Here is a 23,862-nt window from a genome sequence, read left to right on the forward strand (position 1 = left end):
CCGATGGCACCCGCTCGCACCCTCGCCGAGGCGCTCACCGCCGACGTGCTCGTCCTCGACGGTGGGCTCTCCAACCAGCTGGAGGCCCAGGGCTGCGACCTGCGCGACGAGCTGTGGTCGGCCCGGCTGCTCGTCGACGGGCCCGAACAGATCGCGGCGGCGCACACGGCGTATGTCCGGGCGGGCGCCCGGGTCCTGATCACCGCCGGCTACCAGGCCACCTTCGAGGGCTTCGCCCGGCGCGGCATCGGCCGGGCCGAGACGGCGCGGCTGCTGGGGCGCGGGGTGGAGCTGGCCCGTGCCGCGGGGGAGGGGGCCGCCGAGCAGGTGTGGGTCGCCGGGTCCGTCGGCCCGTACGGAGCGATGCTCGCGGACGGCAGCGAGTACCGCGGCCGGTACGGGCTGACCGTGGCCGAGCTCGAGCGGTTCCACCGGCCCCGCGTCGAGGCGCTCGCGGCGGCGGCGCCCGACGTGCTGGCCCTGGAGACGGTGCCCGACACCGACGAGGCCGAGGCGTTGCTGCGGGCCGTCGAGGGATGCGGCGTGCCGGTCTGGCTCTCCTACACGATCGCCGGGGAGCGGACCCGCGCCGGACAGGGGCTCGCGGAGGCGTTCGCGCTCGCGGCCGGCAACGACCAGGTGGTCGCGGTCGGGATCAACTGCTGCGAGCCGGGGGACGCGGGCCGCGCCGTGGAGATCGCCGCCACGGCGACGGGCAAGCCGGTGGTCGTCTACCCCAACAGCGGCGAGGAGTGGGACGCCCGGGCCCGGGCCTGGCGCGGGAGCGGCTCCTTCGATCCCGGGCGGATGCGAGGCTGGCCCGCGGCCGGGGCCCGGCTGCTCGGCGGCTGCTGCCGGGTCGGCCCCGACCGGATCGCCGCACTGGCCGACGCGCTGGGGCGGCAGGGCGGAACACCGGCCCGGGGCTGAGGAAAATGCCTGGTCGGAGAGGGGCGGGCGGACCATACTCGGACATGTGTTCCTGACGATCAGTACGACCGGCACCCCCGAACGTCCCGCGACCGATCTGGGCTTTCTGCTGCACAAGCATCCCGACAACGCGCAGACGTTCTCGACCTCGCACGGCCGCGCGCACGTCCTCTACCCCGAGGCGAGCGCGGAGCGGTGCACGGCCGCGCTCCTCCTCGAGGTGGACCCCATCGGTCTGGTGCGGCGCGGCAAGGGCAAGGGCCGGGGCGGCGCCCCCGATTCAGCGCTCGCGCAGTATGTGAACGACCGGCCCTACGCCGCGTCCTCGCTGCTCGCCGTCGCGCTCGCCACGGTCTTCAAGAGCGCCCTGCACGGTGCCTGCAAGGCGATGCCCGAGCGGGCCGCCGAGCCGCTGCCGCTGCGTGTCGAGGTACCGGCGCTGCCGGCGCGCGGCGGGGCCGAACTGGTCCGCAAGCTGTTCGGGCCCCTCGGCTGGGACACCGTCGACGCCGAGCCGGTGGTGCTGGACACCGCGTTCCCCGAGTGGGGCGACTCCCGCTATGTGCGGCTCGTCCTCGAAGGGGAACTGCGGCTCGCCGACGCCCTCAACCAGCTCTACGTCCTGCTGCCGGTCCTCGACGACGCCAAGCACTACTGGGTCTCGCCCGACGAGGTCGACAAGCTGCTGCGCGCCGGTGACGGCTGGCTCGCCGACCACCCCGAGCAGAAGCTGATCACCAGCCGCTATCTGTCCCGCCGCTGGGGGCTGACCCGTGAGGCGATGGAGCGCCTGGAGCTGGTGCGCCTGGCCGAGAGCGACGGGCTGGACGTCGACGACCTCGACAACGCGGTCGACGAGACCACGGACACCGAGGAGAAGCCCGTCCCGCTCGCCGAGCAGCGCCGGGAGGCGATCCTCGCCGCGCTGCGCGCCGCCGACGCCACTCGTGTGCTCGATCTCGGCTGCGGTCAGGGCCAGTTGGTGCAGGCGCTGCTCAAGGACGTGCGCTTCACCGACATCGTCGGTGTCGACGTGTCCGTGCGTGCCCTGACCGTCGCCGGGCGCCGGCTGCGGCTGGACCGGCTCGGAGAGCGGCAGGCGGGCCGGGTGAAGCTGATCCAGGGCTCGCTCGCGTACACCGACAAGCGTCTGACCGGCTACGACGCGGCCGTCCTGAGCGAGGTCATCGAGCACCTCGACCTGCCGCGGCTGCCCGCCCTCGAGTACGCGGTGTTCGGCTCCGCCCGTCCCCGCACGGTCCTCGTGACCACGCCGAACGTCGAGTACAACGTCCGGTGGGAGACGCTCCCGGCCGGGCACGTCCGGCACGGCGACCACCGCTTCGAGTGGACCCGCGAGGAGTTCCGCGACTGGGCGGCGCGCGTCGCCGGACAGTACGGGTACGAGGTCGCCTTCACCCCGGTCGGCCCGGACGACCCCGAGGTCGGCCCGCCCACCCAGATGGCCGTCTTCACCCACACCAGCACCCCGACCCCGAAGGAGGACACGGCATGACCGACACCACCCGCACGCTGCCCGTCACCGATCTGTCCCTCGTGGTCCTGATCGGTGCGAGCGGCTCCGGCAAGTCCACCTTCGCCCGCCGCCACTTCAAGCCCACCGAGGTCATCTCCTCCGACTTCTGCCGCGGCCTGGTCGCCGACGACGAGAACGACCAGAGCGCCAGCAAGGACGCCTTCGACGTCCTGCACTACATCGCGGGCAAGCGACTGGAGGCGGGACGGCTGACCGTCGTCGATGCCACCAACGTCCAGCAGGAGGCGCGGCGCCAGCTGGTGCAGCTGGCCCGGCAGCACGACGTGCTGCCCATCGCGATCGTCCTCGACATGCCCGAGGAGGTCTGCCAGGCCCGCAACGCGGTGCGCCCCGACCGGGCGGACATGCCCCGCCATGTCGTCCAGCGCCACCGCCGCGAGCTGCGCCGCTCGCTGCGCGGGCTGGAGCGCGAGGGCTTCCGCAAGGTGCACGTCCTGCGCAGCGTCGAGGAGGTGGAGGCGGCCGAGGTCGTCCTGGAGAAGCGGTTCAACGACCTGCGTCACCTCACCGGCCCCTTCGACATCATCGGCGACATCCACGGCTGCCGTTCCGAGCTGGAGACCCTGCTCGCGAGGCTCGGGTACGTCGACGGCCACCACCCCGAGGGGCGTACGGCGGTCTTCGTCGGCGACCTCGTCGACCGAGGACCGGACAGCCCGGGCGTGCTCCGCCGCGTGATGTCCATGGTCGCGTCCGGCGACGCCCTCTGCGTGCCCGGAAACCACGAGAACAAGCTCGGGCGGTGGCTCAAGGGCCGCAAGGTCCAGGAGACGCACGGCCTCGCCGAGACCATCGAGCAGCTGGGCCGCGAGACCGAGGAGTTCCGCGCCGAGGTCGGCGCGTTCATCGACGGGCTCGTCAGCCACTACGTCCTCGACGAGGGCAAGCTCGTGGTCTGCCACGCCGGTCTCCCGGAGAAGTACCACGGCCGGACCTCCGGCCGGGTGCGTTCGCACGCGCTGTACGGGGACACCACGGGGGAGACCGACGAGTTCGGGCTCCCGGTGCGCTACCCGTGGGCGGAGGAGTACCGCGGCCGGGCCACCGTCGTCTACGGCCACACGCCCGTCCCGAACACCTCGTGGATCAACAACACCATCTGCCTGGACACCGGTGCGGTCTTCGGCGGCAGGATGACCGCGCTGCGCTGGCCGGAGCGCGAACTGGTCGACGTGCCGGCGGAGAAGGTCTGGTACGAGCCGGCCCGGCCGCTCGCGACCGGGGCACCCGGTGGCCACGAGGGACGGCCGCTCGACCTCGCCGATGTCCACGGACGCAGGATCGTGGAGACCCGGCAGATGGGCAACGTCTCCGTGCGCGAGGAGAACGCGGCGGCGGCCCTGGAGGTCATGAGCCGGTTCGCGGTCGACCCGCGGCTGCTCGCCTACCTGCCGCCGACGATGGCCCCGACGGCGACCGCGAAGGAGGATGCCCGCGGCGGATCCGCCGATGAGCACTTCCTGGAACACCCGGCCGAGGCCTTCGCGCAGTACAGGGCGGACGGGGTCGAGCGCGTCGTGTGCGAGGAGAAGCACATGGGGTCGCGAGCCGTCGCCCTGGTCTGCCGGACCGAGGAGGTGGCGAGCGAGCGGTTCGGGGTCACCGGGGTGAGCGGCGCGCTGCACACCCGGACCGGACGTCCGTTCTTCGATGATCCGTCCGTCACCGAGCAGGTCCTGGAGCGGCTGCGGGCGGCGATCGGCGCCGCCGGACTGTGGGACGAGCTGGACACGGACTGGCTGCTGTTCGACGGCGAGCTGATGCCGTGGTCGCTGAAGTCGGCCGGGCTGCTGCGCTCGCAGTACGCGGCGGTCGGCGCGGCCTCCCGGGCCGTCTTCCCCGGCGCGCTCGGCGCACTGGAGCAGGCGGCGGCGCGGGGCGTGAACGGGCTCGACGCGCTCCTCGCCAAGCAGCGCGAACGGGCGGCGGACGCCGAGGCGTTCACGGAGGCGTACCGCCGGTACTGCTGGCCGACGCAGGGGCTCGAAGGTGTGCGCTTCGCGCCGTTCCAGATCCTGGCCGCGCGGGGCCGCTCGCTGGCGGCCGTGCCGCACGACGAGCAGCTCGGATGGCTCGACCGGCTGGTGGAGCACGATCCGACGGGGCTCCTCCAGGTCACGCGCCGGCTGACCGTCGACACGGGCGACGAGGCATCGGTGCGGGCCGGTGTCGACTGGTGGCTGGAGATGACGGCGGCCGGCGGCGAGGGCATGGTCGTCAAGCCGCTCGGGGCGCTCGTGCGCGGCGCGGACGGCCGGCTCGTCCAGCCGGGCATCAAGGTCCGTGGCCGGGAGTACCTGCGGATCATCTACGGCCCCGAGTACACCCGCCCGGAGAACCTGGAGCGCCTGCGCAACCGCTTCCTCGGCCACAAGCGTTCACTCGCGCTGCGGGAGTACGCGCTCGGCCTGGAGGCGCTGGACCGACTCGCGGAGGGCGAGCCGCTCTGGCGCGTGCACGAGGCGGTCTTCGCGGTGCTCGCACTGGAGTCCGAGCCGGTGGACCCGCGTCTGTGACACGTCCGTGACACGCTCCCCACGGGGGGCGCAGGGGAATGGATAGTTGCGCTCCCCTGCGCCCCCCGTGCCCGTTGACGGGCTTCTTCGCCAGCCCCTAGCGTTCTTCACCCCACGACGTGACGCAACGTCAACAGAGTGACTGCGCACGCCACATGAGGTGGGAACCAACACACAGAGGCGAGCGCGGGCACGGCCCCACGTGGCTTCCACGGCTTCGCGGGCGGGGGTGGGTGGCAGTGAGTCTTTTCGGCCAGGACCGCTTCCTCCACGCCCTGCCCGACCGGGACCGCAGGACGCTCCTCGCCGAGGGGAGCCGGCGCGTCTACGAGCCCGGCGAGGTGATGATCCGGGAGCGCGACACCACCGCGTACGTCCTCGCCCTCATGTCCGGCTGGTCCGTCGTCTCGGTCGAGACCGAGCGCGGCGCCCGCCTCATACTCGCCCTGCGCGGCGCGGGAGAGGTCGTCGGTGACCTCGCCGCGGTGGACCGCCGACCGCGCAGCGCCACCGTCACCGCCCTCGGCCGCGTCGAGGCCGTCGCCATCGCCGGCGACCGCTTCCGCCGCTTCCTCGCCGCCCATCCGCACGCCACCTCGCTGATCCTGCGGCAGCTCTCCGCCCGGCTGCGCAGCGCCGACGTCGAGCGCCGCTCCCTCGCCTCCGAGACCGTGCTCCAGCGGCTGGCCGCACGTCTGGTCGAGCTCGCCGAGCGGGCCGGCCGGCGGGCGGACGCCGGCACCGTGCTCGAACTTCCGCTTCCCCAGCACGACCTGGCGGCGGCCATAGGCGCCACCCGGGAGGCGGTGGCCAAGGCCCTCCGGCTGCTGCGGGAACAGGACGTCGTCCGCACGGCGAACCGCCGTGTGGTCGTCATCGACATGCCCGTCCTGGTCCTGCTGGCCCAGGGCGGATCACCCCACACGAAATCGGCGGAGAAACCTCCGCCGGGTGTGTAAACGGCTACATCGCCGGCCGCCGCGTGCGGCCAGGCTTGACCCGTCACCACGGCAACACGGCACACAGGGAGTCCGAGTGAGCAGTGCGGGAGCGAGCGCGGGAGCGAGTGCGGGAGCGATCCATCGCCTCGTCGTCTTCGGCGACGCGGTCGGATCGGGCACCTGGGGCATGGACACGAAACGACGGATGCGTGCCGCCATGTACGAGGCGTTCGGCGAGGCGTACGCCGCCATCGGCGTCGAGCCGGGCACGGTCCACCAGGAGGACCGCGGCGACGGCATCCTCGGTGCGCTGCGCCCGGAGGTTCCGCCGTCGTTCATGGTCGGACGGTGGATCGACACCCTGTACGAGAGCCTGCGCGAGCACAACGCGGGCCGCCAGGAGCGGCTGCGGATGCGGGTCGGCATGAACGCGGGGCTCGTTCTGGACGACGGGCACGGTCTCGTCGGCCGCGCGGTCGACCTGGCATGCCGGCTCTGCGACAGCCCCACGGCCAAACAGATCATGACCGCCGCGCCCGATGCCGATCTGCTCGTCGTCGTCTCCGACTGGCTCCACGACAACGTGGTCGTCGAGGGTGGCCGCTACGTGGAGCCGGGGCACTACCGGCAGGCCCGGGTGCGCTCCAAGGAAACCGACGAGACCGCCTGGTTCAACATCCCCCGCAGAACGGCGCCGCCGATGCCGCCGTTCGAAAGGCGGGACGGCGGGGACGGCCGTGGTGACCCAGAGACCGGCGGTGGGCCGACGCGGGGGGACGGCCCACCGCCCACCGACCCCACACGGGGCGACAGTTACCAGGCCGGTCGTGACCTCGTGGTGATCAAGGACAACACCATTCACGGCGGTATCACCGGCATCCGGCACGGGGAGGGCGCATGAGCGACGACGACGGCGCCCCGGCCCAGGACGAGCCCAGGGACGACGGCCGCTCCGGCGGCGAATCCTCCGGCGCCGACCGAGCAGGCGGCGACCGGGCAGGCGGGGACCGGGCAGGCGGGGACCGGGCCGGTGCCGACCGGGCGGGCGGCGACCGGGCCGGTACCGACCGGGCCGACGGCGCGGGTGAACAGCAGCCCGAGGCCAACCCCTTCGACCGGGCCGGCCGCAGTCCCGTCGACGGCGTGGGCGGCACCGGCGGCGCCGGCACCGCACGCGCCGCCCTGCGCACCCTCGCACCCCGCCCCTCGGGCCGCACGTACGACTTCGGCCGCGACGGCCAGATCTACGAGGGCAACCAGTTCATCACCCAGTACTGGTCGAGCCCGGGCACACGCTCGGACATCGTGCAGGGCCGGGTGCCCGAGGAGAGCCTCCAGCACCTGGACGACATCTACTGCGAGGTTCCCGGCTACGTACGGATGAAGGAACTCCTGCGGGAGAACCGCCTCCTGGTCCTGTGCGGCGAGACCGGCAGCGGCCGCAAGGCCACCGCCCTGGCCCTCCTCTCCGAACTCACCGACCACAAGGTCGCCCGCCTCGACCCCCGCCACCGCGTGGACGAGATCGAGACCGACGTACTGGAGCGGACCTGCGGCCACCTCCTGGAGCTGCCGTCCGACGACGCCCGCCTCGACCACGAACCGCAGCGCGGCACGGACGAGTCCCGTGACCGGAGCCGCCGCTCCCGCATCCGCCTCTCCGAACTGCACCTCGACCGGTTCAGCCGGCAGCTGCGCGACCAGGACGCGTACGGCGTCGTCCTCGTCGAGAGCGGCGACCTCGCCGACCGGCTGATGCGCGGACGGTACGGGATGTACTGCCCGCCACCGCCCTCCGACGAGGTCCTCCACCGCCATCTGCGGCAACTGCTGCGCGGCGAACCCTCGGGAGCCCTGGACTCCGCGCGTGAGCTCGCCCGGCGGCCCGAGGTGACCAAGGCCCTGGGCCTCGACGCGCTGCGTCCGCGCGAGGCCGCCCGGCTCGCCGACCACCTGGCCCGGCGTCAGAAGGAGGAGCTCACCGACGAGGAGCTCCTGGAGGACTGCTCGGCGTTCGTACGGGCGCAGGCACGTGCCTGGTTCGCCGGCGCGGACCGCCCCGGCACCCTGCCCGAGGCGCAGCCGGCCCTCAACGCCACCGCGTTCCGTATCGCCGTCGCCGTCTTCAACGGCTCGGCGTACAGCATCGCCGCCGAGGCCGCCGAACTCCTCTCCTGGGAGCTCAGCTCCACCCTCGACCCCGAACACCCTTCGGGACGACGGCTGTTCGGCACCCACGCCGACAGCCGCCCGGTGCTCGCCCGCTCCGTCCTGGAGGACGGCGAGCTCGACCTCGGGCCCGCCAAGGTGCCCGTGCGGGCGATCCGCTTCCAGGGCGACGCGCTGGCCACCGCCGTCCTCGGCGAGATCTGGCACGGCTACCACAACGTGCGCGGCCCGGTCTCCCGCTGGCTCCGCTCGCTCTGCGACGACCCGCGCCCGGAGGTGTGGGTGCGCGCCTCCATCGCCGCCGGGGTGCTCTGCTCCTGGGACTGGATCCACGGGTTCGGCGAGCTGATCGCCCCGCTGGCGGTCACGGACGGCGCCGTACCGCGGATGGCGGCCGCCACGGCGCTCGCCGAGGCGGCGCGCGACCCCCGTGTGCGGCCCGCCGTCGTCGCCGTCCTGAAGGAGTGGGCCGGCGACGACGACCTGCGCGACGTGGTCCTGCTCGCCCACGGCTACGTGCTGGCGGCGGGCACCGTGAGCGGTTCGCTCGACGGGCTGGCCCGGGTCGTGCGCGAGCGCGAGGCGACCGACGTGGACGTCATCTCCGCCGCCGCATTCAGCGTCGCCAGGCTCCTCGCCTCGGGCGAGCCCGAGACGGTGACCCGGCGGATGACCGAGTGGCTCAAGGACGGACGGCACAATCTCGCCAACCTGGTCCTCGTCACCATGGTCGACACCCTGACGTTCCGTACCACCCACCTGTGGGGGCTGCGCGACGTGGGCGAGCTCGAACCGCACGCCGCCAGGCCGCTGCTCGTCGCCCTGCTCGCCACCCGTCCCGAACTCACGCCGGAACTGGGCGCCCTGCTGCGCCACACGCTCAACACCGCCCGCGCCGGCGAGGTGGCCCTCGACGGTCTGGGCAGCCTGCTGCGCCGTGCGGCCAAGGACGAGGAGGCGCTCGGTCACGTCTGCCGGCTCCTGCCGCTGCTCGGTGTCAGCCGCCGGGACCGGGACCGGCTGCGGGGGCTGCTGAAGGAGCTGGTCGGCGACCGGGACCGGCCCATGGACAAACGCGCGGCGGGCCGGATGTGGGACGCCGTCGCGGAAGGAGCGACGCGATGAACGACCCGCGGAACCAGGGCGACCCGTCCGACGAGCGCCGGGGCCAGGAGCAGGGACGACAGGAGCAGGACCCGCGCGGCAACGGAGCCAGAGGCCCGCTGCTCCGCGAGCGCAAGCCCCCGTACAAGCGTGACAGCGGCCAGATCGCCGCCGTCCTCCTCTACCGCAACGGCGGCCACCGGGTCATGTGGCCCGACCGCAACGAGGACACCGACAAGCCCCTGATGGGCTTTCCGTACACCGTCTTCGAGGTCCAGCTCGGACGGAACGTCACCGAGTTCGAACTCACCCTGCCGGCCTCCGGCGACGGGGTCTTCTTCAAGGCCGCCGCCCGGATCCAGTGGGAGGTCGCGGACCCGCATCTCGTCGTCACCCAACAGGTCTGGGACGTCGCCGAGTTGCTGCGCGACGATCTCCTGGACGGGCTGCGCGCGGTGTCCCGCAGGTTCCGGCTCACCGACGCGCAGCGCGCCGACGAGGCCGTACGGGACGAGTTGAGTTCCGGGCGGTTCAGCCTCGGCGCGGACCTCGGGCTGCGGACCCGTGTGCTCGTCTTCATCGACCTGGACGACGCCATCAAGGAGGCGATCGGCAAGCGCGACATGGTCTCCGTGGCCATGCAGGTCGACGAGCGCGAGATGGAGCAGCAGCGCCTCAAGGACATGGCCGAACGGCGGCTGGTCGCCGAGCGGGCCCGCGATCTCGAAGAGCTCTTCCGGCGCGGCGACCTCGCGCAGATCGCCCACCACATGGCGATGAACCCCGACAAGCAGTGGGACATCAGGCGCGAACTCCAGCACGAGAAGCGGGAGGGTCAGGCCGACTTCCTCGCGGTGTTCAACCGGCTCCTCGACACCGGGGTCCTGGAGCGGCACGACATCGGCGAACCGATGTACCAGGTACTGGAGTTCCTGCGGGAGAGCACCGGCTCCGTACTCGGCGGAGTCGCCGGGCACGTCCTCAACCCGCCCGCTTCCGGGCGGGGGCGGGCCGCCCTGGACCGGGGGCACCCCGAACCGGTCCAGCCGCCGTGGGACGCCGACCCCGACGGGGACGCCGACGCCGGTGCGGACGAGGGCGCCTGGGGCGAGCGCCGCGAAGCGGGCCGGGCGCGGGTCGACGACCGGGCCGAGGGGGACCGGCCGGTGTACGAGCCGACCCGCGTCCAGTCCTCCTCCGAGCGGGACCGCGACGGCAACCGAGGTCGGTCGTCCGGCTCCCGGCACAGCTCCGACTTCGACGACTGGGACGCCGAATGACCACGCCCGCGCCGGCCCCCGTGCCGAGCCCGGCGCCGTCCGACCCCGTACCCCCGACGCCCTCGCCCGCCCCCGACCCCGAAGACCTCCGCTTCATGGCCGACCGGCTGCTCGTCACCGTCCGCGAGGACATCGGCCGGGCCGACACCAAGGCGGCGATCCTGCTCTCCGGCGCCCTCGCCTTCCTGGCGGTGGTCTTCTCCCGGGACCGCGGCCCGCTGCCCACCTCCGGCGCGGGTCTCGCCCTGATCGTCGTGGCCGGGACGCTGTGGACGGCCGGGGTCCTGATGCTCGTCTCGGTGGTCCTGCCGCGCACCCGCACAGGGGCCGACCGCACCCTCCTGCGGGACCTGACGGCGGGGACGCCCGCGGACGCGCTGCGCGACCGGCTCACGGCGTCCGGTGACGACGCCACCGGCTGGCTCCTCGAACAGGCGAGCGTGCACGGTGTCGTGCTCGCCGCGAAATACCGGTGGCTGCGCCTGGGCGTCTGCTCCCTCGTGCTCGGCGCCCTGCCGGCCCTCTTCAGCGAACTGTGGTGAGAGACAATGCAGTGGAGAAACACCGGGGGCGTCCTGCTCCTCGCCGGGGCGCTGCTCGCGCTCTCCGGCCCGACGGGCCCGACCGGAGCCGACGCGGCGACCCCACGAACCCCCGCCGCCACGAACGCCCCTCCGAAGGACGACGGTCCGGACCCGATCGACTTCGCCGTCGTCGTCGACCAGTCCGCGAGCCTCGCCGACAAGGACCTGGCCCTCGAGACCGAGGCCGCCGCCCTGCTCAGCCAGGGTGAGATATCCGAGCGCTCACGGGCCACCGTCATCGGCTTCGGCAGCTCCGAGAAGGCCGGCCAGTCCCCCGTACGGGAGGTCTGCCCGCTCACCGTCGCCGACGCGGCAGGCCGCCAGCGGCTCAGCGACTGCGTCCCGCGGCTGACCCGGCGCGACGCGGCGAGCATGGGCCCCGGCACCGACTTCCCCGCCGCGATCCGCCAGGCCGTCTCCCGGCTCACCGAGGACGGCCGCAAGGACACGCCCAAGGTCGTCTTCCTGCTCACCGACGGCAAGCTCGACGTGAGCGACAGCCCGGAGTACGGCACCGACAAGGCCAACCGGCAGGCGAACGGCGAGAAGCGGCTCGCCGAGGAACTCGCCCGCGCCCGGGCCGCGTCCATCCAGATCTGGCCGCTCGGCTTCGGCGGCGAGATCGACCGCGCCACGCTCACCGCCATGGCCGAGGGAGGCCACCGCGGAAGCTGCGCCGACCTGCCCGAGGCCACCCCCAAGATGCGGGTGGTCGACACCGCGGCGGAGATCGACAAGGCGCTCCAGGAGACCTTCGCGGCAGCCCGCTGCGCACGCATCGCGCACGGCACCGTCGGCAAGCCGCCCGCCGACCTGTCCGTCACCATCCCGCCCATCGCCACCGACGGCTCGCTCACGGTCGGCAAGCACGACCCCAAGGTACGGGTGACCTACTACGACCCGAGCGGGCGCAAGGTGCCCACCCAGGGAGAGTTCGACGGTTCCACCTTCGAGGTCAGCGGACAGGACGGCCCGGTCGAGGCGCTGCGCGTCAAGAACCCGATGCCCGGCCGCTGGCGCGTCCACATCGAGGCCCCGGAGGGCCACCGGGACCGCGAGGTCGCCGTCCGGGCGATCTGGCAGGGCCGGCTGCGCTCCGAGGTCACCCTCGACCCCGCCTCGCCGCGCGCCGGCCAGGAGGCCGTCGTGGAGGTACGGATGCAGACGCGGCGCGGGGTCGTCATCACCGACCCCAAGCTGCTGGAGGGCGTCACGGTCTCCGCCGTACTGACCGGCACGGGCTTCGCGCCGGTCACCGTCCGCCTCACCGACGACGGTCGCGCACCCGACCGCAGGGCCGGCGACGTCCGGTTCTCGGGCCGCATCACCGTCCCCGCCACCGCCACCGGCGACCTGACACTCGTCACCGACATGGCGGCGCCCGGAGTCACCTCCGACCGCCGCCCGCTCAACACCACACGGTCGGAGGGCACCCCCGCGGTCACCGCCGGGCTCGCCGTCGACCGGGTGAGCGTCCACCCCGGAGACACCGTGCGGGGCACCCTCGACATCACCAACAACGACAGCGGCCCGCACACCCTGCGCCTCGCCCTGAAGGACCAGGCGGCCGGCACCGACCTGAAGGTGTCCCCGGCCACGGTCACCGCCGAAGCGGGCCGAAAGACCCGGTTCGACTTCACCGTCACCGTGGGGAAGGGCACCCCCGTCGGCGAACTCGGCGGCCTGGTCGAAGTCCTGGACACCGGTGCCGCCGGGCAGGCGCTCGACACCGCCTTCCTCGACGTACGCGTCGAGGCGCCCCCCACCTGGTGGGACACGTGGCGGTGGGCGGTGATCGGCGGGGCGGCGGCCGTCCTGCTCGCCGGCGCCGTCGTGGGCATCCGGCTGGCCGCCCGCAGCCGTCGCAAGGACCTGACCGGAGTCCGGCTCGAACTCCTCCGCGACGGACAGTCCCTCAGCACGCTCACCGTCCGCAACGGCCGGAGCGGCGGCGGCGAGTACCTCTTCACGGTCGAGGAGGCGAGGGGCGCGGCTCCCGCGCTGCGCCGCGCCCGCGGCGCGTCCTCGGCCCACCGGTTGCGCCGCACGGGCGCCGGTGAACTGCTGCTGCGCCCGAACGGAGGGCGGGAGTTCTCCGTACGCCCCGGAGTACCGGCCGGGCTCGACGACTTCGAGCTCATCGTCGGGGACGGCCGCCGCACCGGCCGTGGCGGACAGACGGGATCCGGCGGCTCGGGCGGCGGCGGCAGATCGACGCGCACGGACCGCACACCCGGTACCGGCGGCTGGCGCGCCCGCGTCCCCCGCCGCCGCACGTCCGCCTCCGGCGACCGTGACACCGGCCGGGACCGGAGCCGTACGCCCGACACCGACGAGGGCCGCCGGGAGCAGCCCACGACCACCAGCACATGGGACCCGAATTTCTGACCGGACCACGCAGCACAGGGTCCCAAGGGGAGACACGACATGAAGATCTACCAGCCCATGCTCTTCGTCGGCCTCGGCGGCACCGGCGCACGCATCGGCAGCGAACTCGAGCGGAGCCTGCGCAGAGAGCTGTGCGGCCCCGACGGCACCGACCTCGTCGACGGGGGGAAGCGGCTCCCCTTCCAGCTGCCCGAATGCCTCCAGTTCGTGTACGCGGACTTCAGCGAGGGCGACCTGCGGCAGCAGCCGCAGTTCCGGGCCAGGGGAGCGGAGAGCCAGGCCTACGCCCGTACGTCCAGGGTGATCCGCGACCTGCTGCCGGCCGAGTTCGACTCCTCGCCCGAGGTGACCCGCATGTTGCGGATCGCCCTCCACGAGGAGACCCGGTCCTGGCTGCCGCCGCAGGCCCGCCAGCCCCGGGTCGCCCCCCTGCACGACGGCGCGGGCCAGCTCCCGACCGTGGGCCGCGCCGCGCTGTTCGCGACGATGCGCTCCGGCCTCGAACCGGTCCTGCGCCAGCTGCGCGAGGCGATCAGCGCCATCGGCACCGCGGCCGGGGACCTCCAGCGGGTCGGTGGCGGCCGGATCCGGGGCTGCGACGTCTTCGTCGCCTTCTCGGTGGCCGGCGGCACCGGAGCCGGCATCTTCTACGACTTCCTCCACCTCATCGGGCACGAGTTCCGCCACGCCAAGGTGCGCGGAGTGAAGATCTATCCGCTGGTCGTCATGCCCTCCGCGTTCCCGCCCGAGGCGGGCGGCGGCCGGGAGGCCGAACTCAACGCGGCCCGCGCCCTGGTGGACCTCTCCCGGCTCGTCGACGACCAGAACGTGCCGAACGCCCTCGACGAGGTCGGCGACATCGGACAGCGCAGCCGGATCAGCGTGCACTACCCGGGGGAGGGCGTCGTCGCGCTGCGGCCCTCGACCGTGCAGACCGCCTTCCTCTTCTCCAAGCCCTCGGTGATCCGGCCCGAGGACCTGCGCCGCTCCATCACCGCCATGGTGATGTCCCTCATCGGCACCGAACTCGGCGAGGACACCGGATCGGGCAACCACGGCAGCGACGACGACTACCAGTCCTTCGCCGCCAGCTTCGTCAACAAGAGCGTGGAGCGGTCCACCCCCGCCCGTACCGGCATCGGCTATCGCGGCATGTCCAGCAGCCTCGCCGCCTCCCTCACCGTGCCGGTCGACGACCTCGCCGAGATCGTCGCCGCCCGCCTCCTCGCCCAGGCCGTCCGCGGCATGACCGAGAAGGCCCGCCGGCCCTCCACCGAGTCCCCCGAACTCGTACGGGATCTCTTCAACCGCTCCGGCATCGGCCGGCTGTGGACCCGCGAGGCCCCGGACGTGCCCGATCCCGAGGAACTCCCGCGCGGCAACCGGGCGATCACCAAGGCGCTGCGTGACCGGCTCGGCGACATGGAGGACTCGCTCGCCCGCCTGGAGGGCCAGCTCGACCGTGAAGTCCCGCGCCTCACCGAGGAGTTCAAACCGAGCACCGGAGCCCGTGAACTGCTCGACAAGATCGGGCCCTTCCAGCTGGAGGCCGTCCTGAACGGGCTGCCCGGCCACCCCGACCGGGTCGCCAGGGAAGGGTTCACCGGAATGCTCGACAACCGGCGCAACATCCCCGAACGGCCCGCGCACGTCCAGACCGCGTCCCCCGTGATCCCGCACATCAGGCGCAGCGCCGCCGGCCTCGTACCGGCGCGGTGGACCGACCCCGACGTACAGGACGTGCTGGCCGAACAGCAGGACTGGTACCAGTGGCGGGCGCGGAAGCTGTGGCACAGCGGCTGGGAGGCGGGCGAGCCGCAGTGGCGCGACGCGCTGCACCGGATCGTCCACGACCTCGGCGAGCTGACGAAGGCGCTCCGTGCCCATGAGCAGGACGAGGGACGGCTCTTCGCCGACCGCAGGCGCGAGCTCTACCGCGACGACCGCACCGGCATCACCTATCTGCTGCCCCCGCAGAACAGCCTGCGCGCCTTCTACGACGACGTCCTGGACCGGCTGGCGCAGAGCGAGCGGCTGCCGGAGAACGTCGACGCGGCCACCCTGCTGGGCCGGCTGGTCCGGCCCGAGGACTGGCGCTCGGCCCTGGACGCCGTCCGCCACTCGCCGGGCGCCCCGGTCAAGGTGATCAAGCAGGTCGTCGAGCAGCGCGTCAAGCGGCTCTTCGGCGAGGCGAACGAGGACCGTTACACCCGCCCGCTGCTGCCCTCGATGGAGCTGCTGCTGCGGGCCGCGTCCGGGGACGAGGCCGCCGAGTCGAAGATCGACGTCCGCTGGCTGGAGCAGTTCCGCTCCGGTATCGCCGGGCTGCTCCCGCTGGGCTTCAGCCCGGACGGCAGCGGGCCGCTGAAGATCCTCATCGTGCATCCGGCGAGCGAGTCCGACGCACGCGCGGCCGAGTACCTCGGCGCGGAGCTGAACCTGCCGGCCGGGGCGACGCAGGAGTACCGGGCCGTGGACACCGACTCCCTCACCGTGGTCCTGTTCCGCAGCGGGATGAACCTCACCGACATCTCCGAGGTCCGCGGCGTCCTCAAACTCTGGGCCGACGCACGGGACTCGGCGGGCGAGGACGACTTCCTGCACTGGCGGCAGCGGCTCGGCTACCAGGACGACTGGCTGGTCTCCACCGAGGAGGACCGGCAGCGGATCCTGCACCGGCTGCTGAACGCGATGTGGAACGGACACATCATGATCGAGGGTCCCGCGGAGTCGCCGGAACTGGTCCGGATCCGGCTGCAGGAGGGCGAGTCGGCGACCATGTCACTGCGCCTTGAGGGCTTCGACGGGGCGCTCTCCAGCTGGGCGGGGCTGCTGCGCGCCTACGAACGCTGGGCGCTGCTCGACGAGGGCCGGATCATCGAAGAGTTCTGCGAGCGGCTGATGCGCGCTCTGCCGAAGGGCCTCGCGACCACACCGGCGGGCCCCTCGCCGCTCTTCGTCCACTTCGTCGAGAAGGTCGCGCCGCGCCAGCTCGTCCTGATCGAGGAGCTGGCCGCCGAGTACGGCGAGGAGTACACGCAGTGGCTCGCGCCGCTGCGCCACTTCTGGGAGGTGACCTTCCCCGGCGCCCTGGACATGCGCTTCTCCGGGGCGGGCCTGGCCACCCGCCCCAACCTGCGCGCCCTCTTCGAACGCCACGCCCCGAACGGCCCGGCCGCGCAGCCCCCGCGCGTGCCCGAGCCGCGCGCCGGGTACGAGCGCGAGCCGCGTTCGTCGTACGAGTCCGGGCCGCGCGCCGGGTACGAGTCCGAGGCGCGTTCGTCGTACGAGTCCGGGCCGCGGGCCGGGTACGAGTCCGAGCGCGCGCCGCGGTCGTCGTACGAGTCCGGGCCGCGGTCGTCGTACGAGTCCGAGCCCCGCTCGTCCTACGAGCCCGGGCCTGTGCGCGAGCCCAGGCCCACGGCGCGGCCGGCCTCCGACCCCGTCGACGCGCCCGAGAACGCCCGCTACCCCTGGGACCTGGACGGTGAGGAGGAGTGAGCCCCCGCGCGACCCCGGATCATCCGGTGCCCGGTCATGCCGTGTGCCTCGACCTGAGGGCCGGGGTGCACGACCCCGACGGCGCGGTGCGCGCCGCCCTGGACGCCCCGCAGCCCCGCGGCGAACGGCGCTTCCTCGTCCTCGACGACGCCGACCGGCTCGTCGCCCATCAACTCCTGCACGAGCGCCTGTCGTCCTACGGCCCCGCACGGGTCGTCTGTCTGGCCGTCGGCGCCCCCGGGCAGCGGATCCTGAGCCGCTCGCTGACGCTGCGGCCGCCGGGCGCGGGAGTTCTGTGGCTGCTCGACGACTCCGACGACGCCGCGCTGCGCCCGCTCGTCGACGTGCTGGCCACCCCCGAGGTGTTCGACGCCGTGCTCCGCGCGCTCGGGGACGTCGTGCGCGGCGTGGCCGTCCCCTCCGCGCGCGTCCTGGAGCACGACCTCACCGACGAGGCCCGTGCGCGTTCCTGGCGGCAGGCCGTCGAGGGCCTGGCCGGACCCGACGTCCCGGCCCTCGCGCCCACAGACGCCGTCCCCGCCGAACTCGCCGTGCTCCTGGACGAGTCCGTGCCGCGCTCCCTCTCCGGTCACGACTGGATTCCCGCCCAGGGACGGGCCGGAATCCTGCTGCGTACCTCTGAGGAGGCCCTGGACGACGCCGTCGAGGGATACACCTGGGTGCGGGGCCCGGCCGGACTGCTCAGCGGATCCGGCCGGAGGCCCGACCTGCCCGGTGACATCGAGCGGGTGGCGGGCGCCCTCGCCCGCCTCCGTACCGCTGTCGCCGAAGCGTTCGCCGCGGCGGGCGGCACACGGCTGACGGCCGAGCACCGAGGGCAGCTGCACGACCGGGGCATCGAACTGCCCGAGATGCCACGGGAGATCTCGCGTGCGGGGATCGTCCCCGCGCTGCGCGACCACACCCACGATCTGATCGGGCGCGGCCTTCCACTGCGCTCCGTCGCCGCCCGCCTCGCCGCCCTGTCGGCGCGCACCGCTCCGGCGGGCAGCGCCGCCCGGCTGGCCCGCCTCGACGAGATCTGCGGCCGGGAGGAGAGGAACCGCCTCGCCGCGCAGCATCCGTTCACGGCCGGTGGGTCACGGACCGTCGCCTTGGCGGTCACCGCCGTCCTCGCCTTCGTGGCGGGGCTCTGGCCCGTCGCCGGTTGGGCACTCGGCCCCGCCGTCGGCGTCCTGAGCGCAGCCCTCGCCCATCTGATGCTGCGGCGCAGGCCCAACCGCTCCCCGGACGGACGGCTCGACGGCGGAGGCAGCACCGGCGCCGCGCCCCGGCTCCTCGGCGGCCTCGTCGGCGGCGCCGGAGGAGCGGGCCTGGGACAGGTCCTCGGTCTCCCGCTCTGGGCGGGGGCCGTGGCCCTGGCGGTGGCCGTCGTCGCCGTCGTGGCGCTCGCCCTGCGGGACTGGACCCGGGCCGTGGACGACTGGTGGGCCCGGGTGGACCCGGAGAGCGCGGGCCGCGTGGTCGGGGAGATCCGCACCCTCGTCGTCACGACCGCGGTGCACGACTGGCTCTTCGCCGAGGTGCGCCACCACTGCTCGGACGGCGCGGCCGCCGTCGCCCGGCTGCTGCGCGGACTGGCGGCCACCGCGGGCGCGTACCCGTACGAGTCCGAGTCCGAGGACGCGTACGGGTACGAGGGCAGCGGGGTGAAGGAGGAGCGCGCCGACGCCCCGGTGACCGGGGCGACCGCGGCGTGGAGCTGGCAGGACTGGGCGGACAGCGCGGGGGACGACGCCTGGTCCGACGTACCGGACGATCCGCCGCCGGGGGCCGGCCCCACCGCCTTCCCCGAACCCGCTCCCACCCCGGCCGCGGCGCCCTATCCCGCTCCGGCGCGGGCCGCGGGTGCCGCGCCGCCCTGGCTGGAACGCCGGTACGGCGACGGGGGACCCGCTCTCGTGGACACCCTCGTCGCCGACCTCCGCGAGGGCACCGTCCGCATCCTCGACAGCTGCTGGGCCGGGATCGAACGCGACCCCGGGAACGCCGGCCGGCTGCCGCTCGACGACCGGCTGACGGAGCTGCTCCACGAGACCCGGGTCCGGCTGGAGCGCGACGTGGCCGCGTCCCCGCCGCCCGGCGCCGCGGACCGGGGCGAACGCCCCGACGCGGCCCGGCTCACCGGAGTGGCGCCGGACGCGGTCGCCCGGCTGCTCGCGGCCGACGACGACCCCGACCGTACGGTGCCGCTGTGCGGCCCGGAGCATCTGCGGCTGCTGTCCCACGATCCCTCCGCCAGCCGCCAGGTCCGGTTCGTGCCCGAGGCGATGCGCCGCGGCGCCACCGGCGACGACATCTGGCGGGGCACGGTCGAGGACGTGGTGTGGACGCGCGCGGGACGCCACGCGGGGATCCTGCGTCTCGTGCCGCTGCGCGGCGACGTGGTCCGCATCGTCAGGGAAGAAGGGGCGGGAGCGTCATGACCGAGGCGGAAGCGCCACAGCGCCCCGGCCCGCAGGAGGAGCTGGAGTTCCGTACGCATCTCGAGGAGCCGATCCGGTTCTCCGTCCGCTACGGCGAGGACCGCAGACTCCCCGGCCGGCCCGGCGTCCTCGCCCGGCAGGTCACCCTGAGCACCGGCTGGCAGGCTCTCCAGTTCCGGCTGCCGCTCTCCGCGCAGGGCGACCCGCGGGCGTACGGGACGCTCGAACGGGAGGTCTCCGCCGCCGTCGCCCTCGAACGGCGTTACGGCGCCGAGAAGTTCGGTGAGGTCTTCACCCGGGTGATCGGCTTCGACCTGGACTGCGCCGAGCCCTTCGTCCTCTACCGGACGCCGGGCGGTACGCCGCTGGCCGAGTGCAGGGACCGCCTCGGCGGTGACGAACAGCAGCAGATCATCGCCCAACTCGCGCTCACGGTACGGCTCCTGAGCGAGGTCGAGCTGGTGCACCGGGCGATCGCACCCGACACCGTCCGCTGGGACGGCACCCATGTGCGGCTGTGCGAGCCGTACGCGGCATTGCGCACCGGCGAGTCCCGCGAGGTCTTCGGCGGGGCGCCCTGGGCCTCGCCCGAACAACGCGCGGGACGCGGCGTCGCCGACACCCGGGACGACCTGTGGTCGGTGGCCAGGCTCGGCTACTTCCTGCTGTCCGGCCACCCCGACCGGGGCGAGGGCCCGCCGGAGGACCTCGGCGACTACCGGCGCCTCGCGGCGCTCGAACAGAGCGGCCTGTTCGCCACGGAAGCGGCCGCCCGGCCGTCCCCCGCCGAACTGATGCGGCTGCTCCACGTCCCCGACCCGCTCGCCACGTCGGTCGGCACCGCCGATCCGCTCAGCGCGGGCCGCGCCGAGTACGACGCCCAACTCGCGCGCAAGCGCGAGGTGTCGAGGGCGTCCTGGCAGGGTGAGGGCCCGTCGCACACCTCGTACGGGACTCCGGCCGGCTCGTACGACGGCCCGCGCAATCCGTACGACCTGGTGCCGCCGAAGCGCTCCCTGCGCGACCGGTTCTTCGGCGGCGGCGACCCCGATCCGACCCCGCCGCCCCCTCAGGTCGTCCCCGAGCCCGTCCCGCCGCCCACGCGGGGGCGGATGTGCCCGCACTGTCTGGTCCCCGTCGAGTACGACGAGCGCCTGCTCGTCACCATCGACGCCAAGGGCAATCGGATACCGCTCGACCTCAGCGGCGAACACCGTCCCGGGCACCGGGAGGACGCCCTGCGCAAGGCGTACCACCTGTGCCCGCACGCCGGGAAGGGCGAGGAGGCGCACGAACTTCCCGTGCCCTACCTCACCAACGGCGAGCCGCTGTCCATCGCCCTGGTCGGCAGCTCCTCCGTGGGCAAGACCCATCTGCTGGCCGCCATGCTCGGCGAGGTCGAGCTCGGCGGCCTGGAGCCGTACGGTCTGAAGTGCCTGCCGCTCAACCCCGAGGCGCACCGCACCTATCTGCGGGAACGGGTGCAGAGCCTCCAGCAGGGACGGCAGTTGGGCCGCACGGGCCAGCAGACCTTCGCCCGGTTCGCCGACGGGCTGCTGGTCTCCGCGCGCGGCACCCTGCCCCGGCCCGTCGTCTTCTTCGACCTGGCCGGTGAGGACCTCGCCCAGGACGGGGAGGTCGCCCGCTTCCTGATGGGCGTCGACGCCTTCGTCTTCGTCCTGGATCCCTTGCGGGCGCTGCGGATGCCGTCGCTCGACCCGGTCCGCGAACAGAACGGCCTACCGCGGCGGGACCTGGGGGACGAGGCGTTCACGACGGTCCTCAACCGGATCCCGCGGCAGAACGGCGGCCTGGTGGGCGCGCCGGCGACCATCGCCGTCAACAAGTCCGACCTGGTGCGCTTCGAACCGTCCGTCGACCGCTGGCTCGGCCGCGCGCTGCCCCGGCCACTCGACCGGGAGGCGCTGCGCTCGGAGAGCCGGGACGCCTACGCGTTCCTGGCCCACCACGCGAGCTCCGCCTGGCTCAAGCCCTTCGACGACTGTGCACGCTGCACGCTGCACTTCGTCGCGGCGACCGGCGGGGAGGCCAAGGGGGACCGCTTCCCCCACGGGGCCCGGTCACGCCGGGTCCTCGCACCGCTGCTGTCCATCTTCGCCATGTGCGGGCTGCTTCCCGAGGCGGAACCGAGCGAGGGGAGAGCCTGATGGCACGGTCGGAGAACGAGGTCGACCAGATCGTCTTCCGCTGGGACAGCGAGAACGTATCCGGCAGCACCGGTTTCGGTCCGGTGGCCTGGTCGGCGCCGCACGAGGAGGTGGAGACGCTCTTCGGGATCTTCGGCGCGCTGCTGCGGGCGAGCGGCGAGGAGACCCGGCCCGCGCTGCTCCGGCTGCACCAGCGCGCGGGGGTACTGCTGATACGCCGTACGCCGTGGACGGACCCCGGGGGACGGTCCTCCGTGATCTGCCATGCCCTCGTCGGCTCGGCGGAGCTGCTCGATCCCGCCACCTGCCTGGGACTCCACGGGTGGAACTGGGAGGGGGCCGCGCTTCCTCTGGCCGAGGTGCGCGGTCCGCTCCCCGTCGTACCGGCGCGGGCGCTGGAGCGGGCGTCCGGGCCGATCGCGCTGCAGGAGGTGGAGTCCGAACTCGTCGGTACGACTGCGGAGTTGCTGCGCAACCCGAAGGCGAGGTTCACCCTGCTCGACGAGCGCGGGGACACGGCGTGCCCCGTGCTGTGGGGACTGCACGGCATGTTCGGCGGGCTCCTCCCCGACCGGCGCTGGACCTTCGCGAGCCACGACACGGTCGAACTGCCCGCGCTGCGCTTCGTGTTCGTCGGCAAGTGGGCGGGCGCGGCGAGCCGGAACACCGACCGCCGCCGCGTCGACCCACGCGAACGCCTCGGCGACCGCGCGGAGGAGATCGCGACCCGGCTCGTCCACCACCACCTCTGGTCCCTGTCGGAGGCCGACGCACGCAAGACGGCCTCGGTCGCCGACGCGCTGCGGGCAGTACCGGGCTCGGAAGACCGCCCCCTGCTGGAGACGGCGGAGCGCGCACTCGCCGCGCTCGACGACATGAGGACCCGCCGGGCGGGGGAGACCCGGCGCGAGCGGAGCCAGGGCGCCGGGGAGGCACGCCGGGGCGACTCCCGCGCCCGGGCCACGTGGCCGCGGGACGCGCACGACGACGGCGACGCGGGTGCGCGAGCGCCCGGTGGAGTCCCCGAGGGGCGGGGCGTCCCGCGCTCCGAGGAGGCGTGGCCGGGGGACACCGAGGCCGGCGGCGGGCCGAACCGTGCAGCTGGGGCCGCCCAGGCTCCGGGGATCTCGCATCCCCACGAGGGGTGGCCGCCGGGGGATGCGTCCGGCGGTGACCGGGGAGCCCGTGGTGCCGGAGCGGTCCGCGATACGCAGGCGTCCCATGAGGACCAGGAGTCCCGTGGACGCCGGGAGGAGCCCGGACCCGGGGCGCCACACGCGGACCGGCTCCCGTACGGCGGCGAACGCCAGGCGTACGGGCCCCAGGCGTACGTGCCCCAGGAGGTGCGGGAGGCCCGTGCGGCGCACGACCCCGGGGGCCGGAAGGACGCACCCCTTCCTCCCGCCCCCCGTGCTCCGGCGCCCGCCCACGACCCGGTGGACGTGCCCGTCGTGGCCCCCGTCTGGCGCGGGCCCGAGGGCGGTGGGCAGCGCCGCCTGTTGCGGCCACGGGGACGGGGGAAGGCCGTGGAGACCGGTCTCGTACGGAGGCTCGCGACCTCCGCCGAGGACGCGGAGGCGCACGTACGGGCCGGGGGCGACGGCGAACTGCTCGACGCGCTCCGCCGGCCCCAGCCGTACGCCGTCACGACCCTGCTCATGGGGGAGGTCGCCCGACGTCTGCCGTCCTGGGAGCACTCGCTGCGCAGGGAGTTCCGCGACCTCGTGATCGGCCAGGAGCTGTTCGCGACGACGCCCCGCTCCACCCAGCCCGGGGAGCCCGGCGAGGCCGAACGGGCCGCCAACGCGGCCGCGTTGCACCGCTGGGCCGTCCGTCCCCTCCTCGACGAGGGCGACGTCCCGGCCGGTGCGCTCGTAGCGCTGCTGTCCGGGCTCCGGTCGAGCCCCGTCCCGGCCGCGCGGTCCGCGTTCCGGCAGATCGTGGACGACGAGCGGCCGGGACTCCCCGAGGACATCTGGCGGGCGCTTCTCAGGGAGGCCTACGCCCAGCCTCAGCCCCAACCCCGGGCCATGCGCCCGGCGTTCGTACCCGCCCCTGCCCCCGCACCCACCCCCGTATCCCCATCCCCTCCGCCGCCCCGCCCCGCCGCCCCGCCACCACCGTCCCGGCGACCCGAGCCGCCCCCGGCGGTCTCCTCGGGAGGGGACGGCAAGCTCGTCGCCCTCGCCCTGGTCGCGGTGTTGGTCATCCTCATCTCCGTGATCGTCGCGATCTACGCGACGTGACCCCGGCGACCGCGCCGAGAACCACGCGCG

General features: G+C 74.0%; 13 protein-coding genes. All 13 read left to right on the forward strand.

What is annotated here, in order from left to right:
- Positions 1-3 precede the first annotated feature (3 nt).
- Positions 4-930 (forward strand): homocysteine S-methyltransferase, encoded by a 927-nt coding sequence (mmuM, locus tag ACFC0D_RS05660; protein WP_376431363.1) that lies wholly within the window; start codon positions 4-6, stop codon positions 928-930.
- Between the two features lie 46 nt (positions 931-976).
- The gene (locus ACFC0D_RS05665) at positions 977-2,446 is read left to right on the forward strand and encodes a 3' terminal RNA ribose 2'-O-methyltransferase Hen1 (RefSeq protein ID WP_376431365.1); all 1,470 of its coding nucleotides are present in this window, start codon (positions 977-979) and stop codon (positions 2,444-2,446) included.
- Positions 2,443-5,004 (forward strand): polynucleotide kinase-phosphatase, encoded by a 2,562-nt coding sequence (locus tag ACFC0D_RS05670; protein WP_376431367.1) that lies wholly within the window; start codon positions 2,443-2,445, stop codon positions 5,002-5,004. Before ACFC0D_RS05665 ends, ACFC0D_RS05670 begins: the two co-directional genes overlap by 4 nt.
- A gap of 239 nt (positions 5,005-5,243) precedes the next feature.
- Positions 5,244-5,963: a Crp/Fnr family transcriptional regulator gene (locus ACFC0D_RS05675; protein WP_376431509.1), complete on the forward strand. Its 720-nt coding sequence runs from the start codon at positions 5,244-5,246 to the stop codon at positions 5,961-5,963.
- A 76-nt stretch (positions 5,964-6,039) separates the two neighbouring features.
- Positions 6,040-6,846, forward strand: coding sequence for a hypothetical protein (locus tag ACFC0D_RS05680; protein ID WP_376431369.1), 807 nt, complete (start codon positions 6,040-6,042; stop codon positions 6,844-6,846).
- Positions 6,843-9,239 carry a hypothetical protein gene (locus tag ACFC0D_RS05685; protein ID WP_376431371.1) on the forward strand — a complete coding sequence of 799 codons (2,397 nt, stop codon included), beginning with the start codon at positions 6,843-6,845 and terminating at the stop codon, positions 9,237-9,239. The genes ACFC0D_RS05680 and ACFC0D_RS05685 overlap by 4 nt, the downstream gene beginning before the upstream one ends.
- Complete coding sequence (locus ACFC0D_RS05690) at positions 9,236-10,498, forward strand: hypothetical protein (RefSeq protein WP_376431373.1); 1,263 nt, start codon at positions 9,236-9,238, stop codon at positions 10,496-10,498. The genes ACFC0D_RS05685 and ACFC0D_RS05690 overlap by 4 nt, the downstream gene beginning before the upstream one ends.
- Complete coding sequence (locus tag ACFC0D_RS05695; protein ID WP_376431375.1) at positions 10,495-11,040, forward strand: Pycsar system effector family protein; 546 nt, start codon at positions 10,495-10,497, stop codon at positions 11,038-11,040. Before ACFC0D_RS05690 ends, ACFC0D_RS05695 begins: the two co-directional genes overlap by 4 nt.
- A 6-nt stretch (positions 11,041-11,046) precedes the next feature.
- Positions 11,047-13,470 carry a VWA domain-containing protein gene (locus ACFC0D_RS05700; protein WP_376431377.1) on the forward strand — a complete coding sequence of 808 codons (2,424 nt, stop codon included), beginning with the start codon at positions 11,047-11,049 and terminating at the stop codon, positions 13,468-13,470.
- Positions 13,471-13,509: 39 nt separating this feature from the next.
- The gene (locus ACFC0D_RS05705) at positions 13,510-16,971 is read left to right on the forward strand and encodes a tubulin-like doman-containing protein (RefSeq protein ID WP_376431379.1); all 3,462 of its coding nucleotides are present in this window, start codon (positions 13,510-13,512) and stop codon (positions 16,969-16,971) included.
- Positions 16,968-19,418, forward strand: a complete 2,451-nt coding sequence (locus tag ACFC0D_RS05710) for a hypothetical protein (protein ID WP_376431381.1) — start codon at positions 16,968-16,970, stop codon at positions 19,416-19,418. Before ACFC0D_RS05705 ends, ACFC0D_RS05710 begins: the two co-directional genes overlap by 4 nt.
- Entirely contained in the window at positions 19,415-21,586 is a 2,172-nt protein-coding gene (locus ACFC0D_RS05715; RefSeq protein WP_376431383.1) for a hypothetical protein, read from the forward strand. Before ACFC0D_RS05710 ends, ACFC0D_RS05715 begins: the two co-directional genes overlap by 4 nt.
- Entirely contained in the window at positions 21,586-23,832 is a 2,247-nt protein-coding gene (locus ACFC0D_RS05720) for a hypothetical protein (protein WP_376431385.1), read from the forward strand. The genes ACFC0D_RS05715 and ACFC0D_RS05720 overlap by 1 nt, the downstream gene beginning before the upstream one ends.
- Positions 23,833-23,862 lie beyond the last annotated feature (30 nt).

Origin of the sequence: Streptomyces sp. NPDC056222 (assembly GCF_042264065.1) — a bacterium.
Classification (GTDB): domain Bacteria; phylum Actinomycetota; class Actinomycetes; order Streptomycetales; family Streptomycetaceae; genus Streptomyces.

Bases quoted from the DNA above. Each gene is read 5' to 3' on its own strand.
- ACFC0D_RS05720 (WP_376431385.1), top strand. From the start codon at position 21,586: ATGGCACGGTCGGAGAACGAGGTCGACCAGATCGTCTTCCGCTGGGAC.
- ACFC0D_RS05715 (WP_376431383.1), top strand. From the start codon at position 19,415: ATGACCGAGGCGGAAGCGCCACAGCGCCCCGGCCCGCAGGAGGAGCTG.
- mmuM (WP_376431363.1), top strand. From the start codon at position 4: ATGGCACCCGCTCGCACCCTCGCCGAGGCGCTCACCGCCGACGTGCTC.
- ACFC0D_RS05670 (WP_376431367.1), top strand. From the start codon at position 2,443: ATGACCGACACCACCCGCACGCTGCCCGTCACCGATCTGTCCCTCGTG.
- ACFC0D_RS05685 (WP_376431371.1), top strand. From the start codon at position 6,843: ATGAGCGACGACGACGGCGCCCCGGCCCAGGACGAGCCCAGGGACGAC.
- ACFC0D_RS05695 (WP_376431375.1), top strand. From the start codon at position 10,495: ATGACCACGCCCGCGCCGGCCCCCGTGCCGAGCCCGGCGCCGTCCGAC.
- ACFC0D_RS05705 (WP_376431379.1), top strand. From the start codon at position 13,510: ATGAAGATCTACCAGCCCATGCTCTTCGTCGGCCTCGGCGGCACCGGC.
- ACFC0D_RS05700 (WP_376431377.1), top strand. From the start codon at position 11,047: ATGCAGTGGAGAAACACCGGGGGCGTCCTGCTCCTCGCCGGGGCGCTG.
- ACFC0D_RS05690 (WP_376431373.1), top strand. From the start codon at position 9,236: ATGAACGACCCGCGGAACCAGGGCGACCCGTCCGACGAGCGCCGGGGC.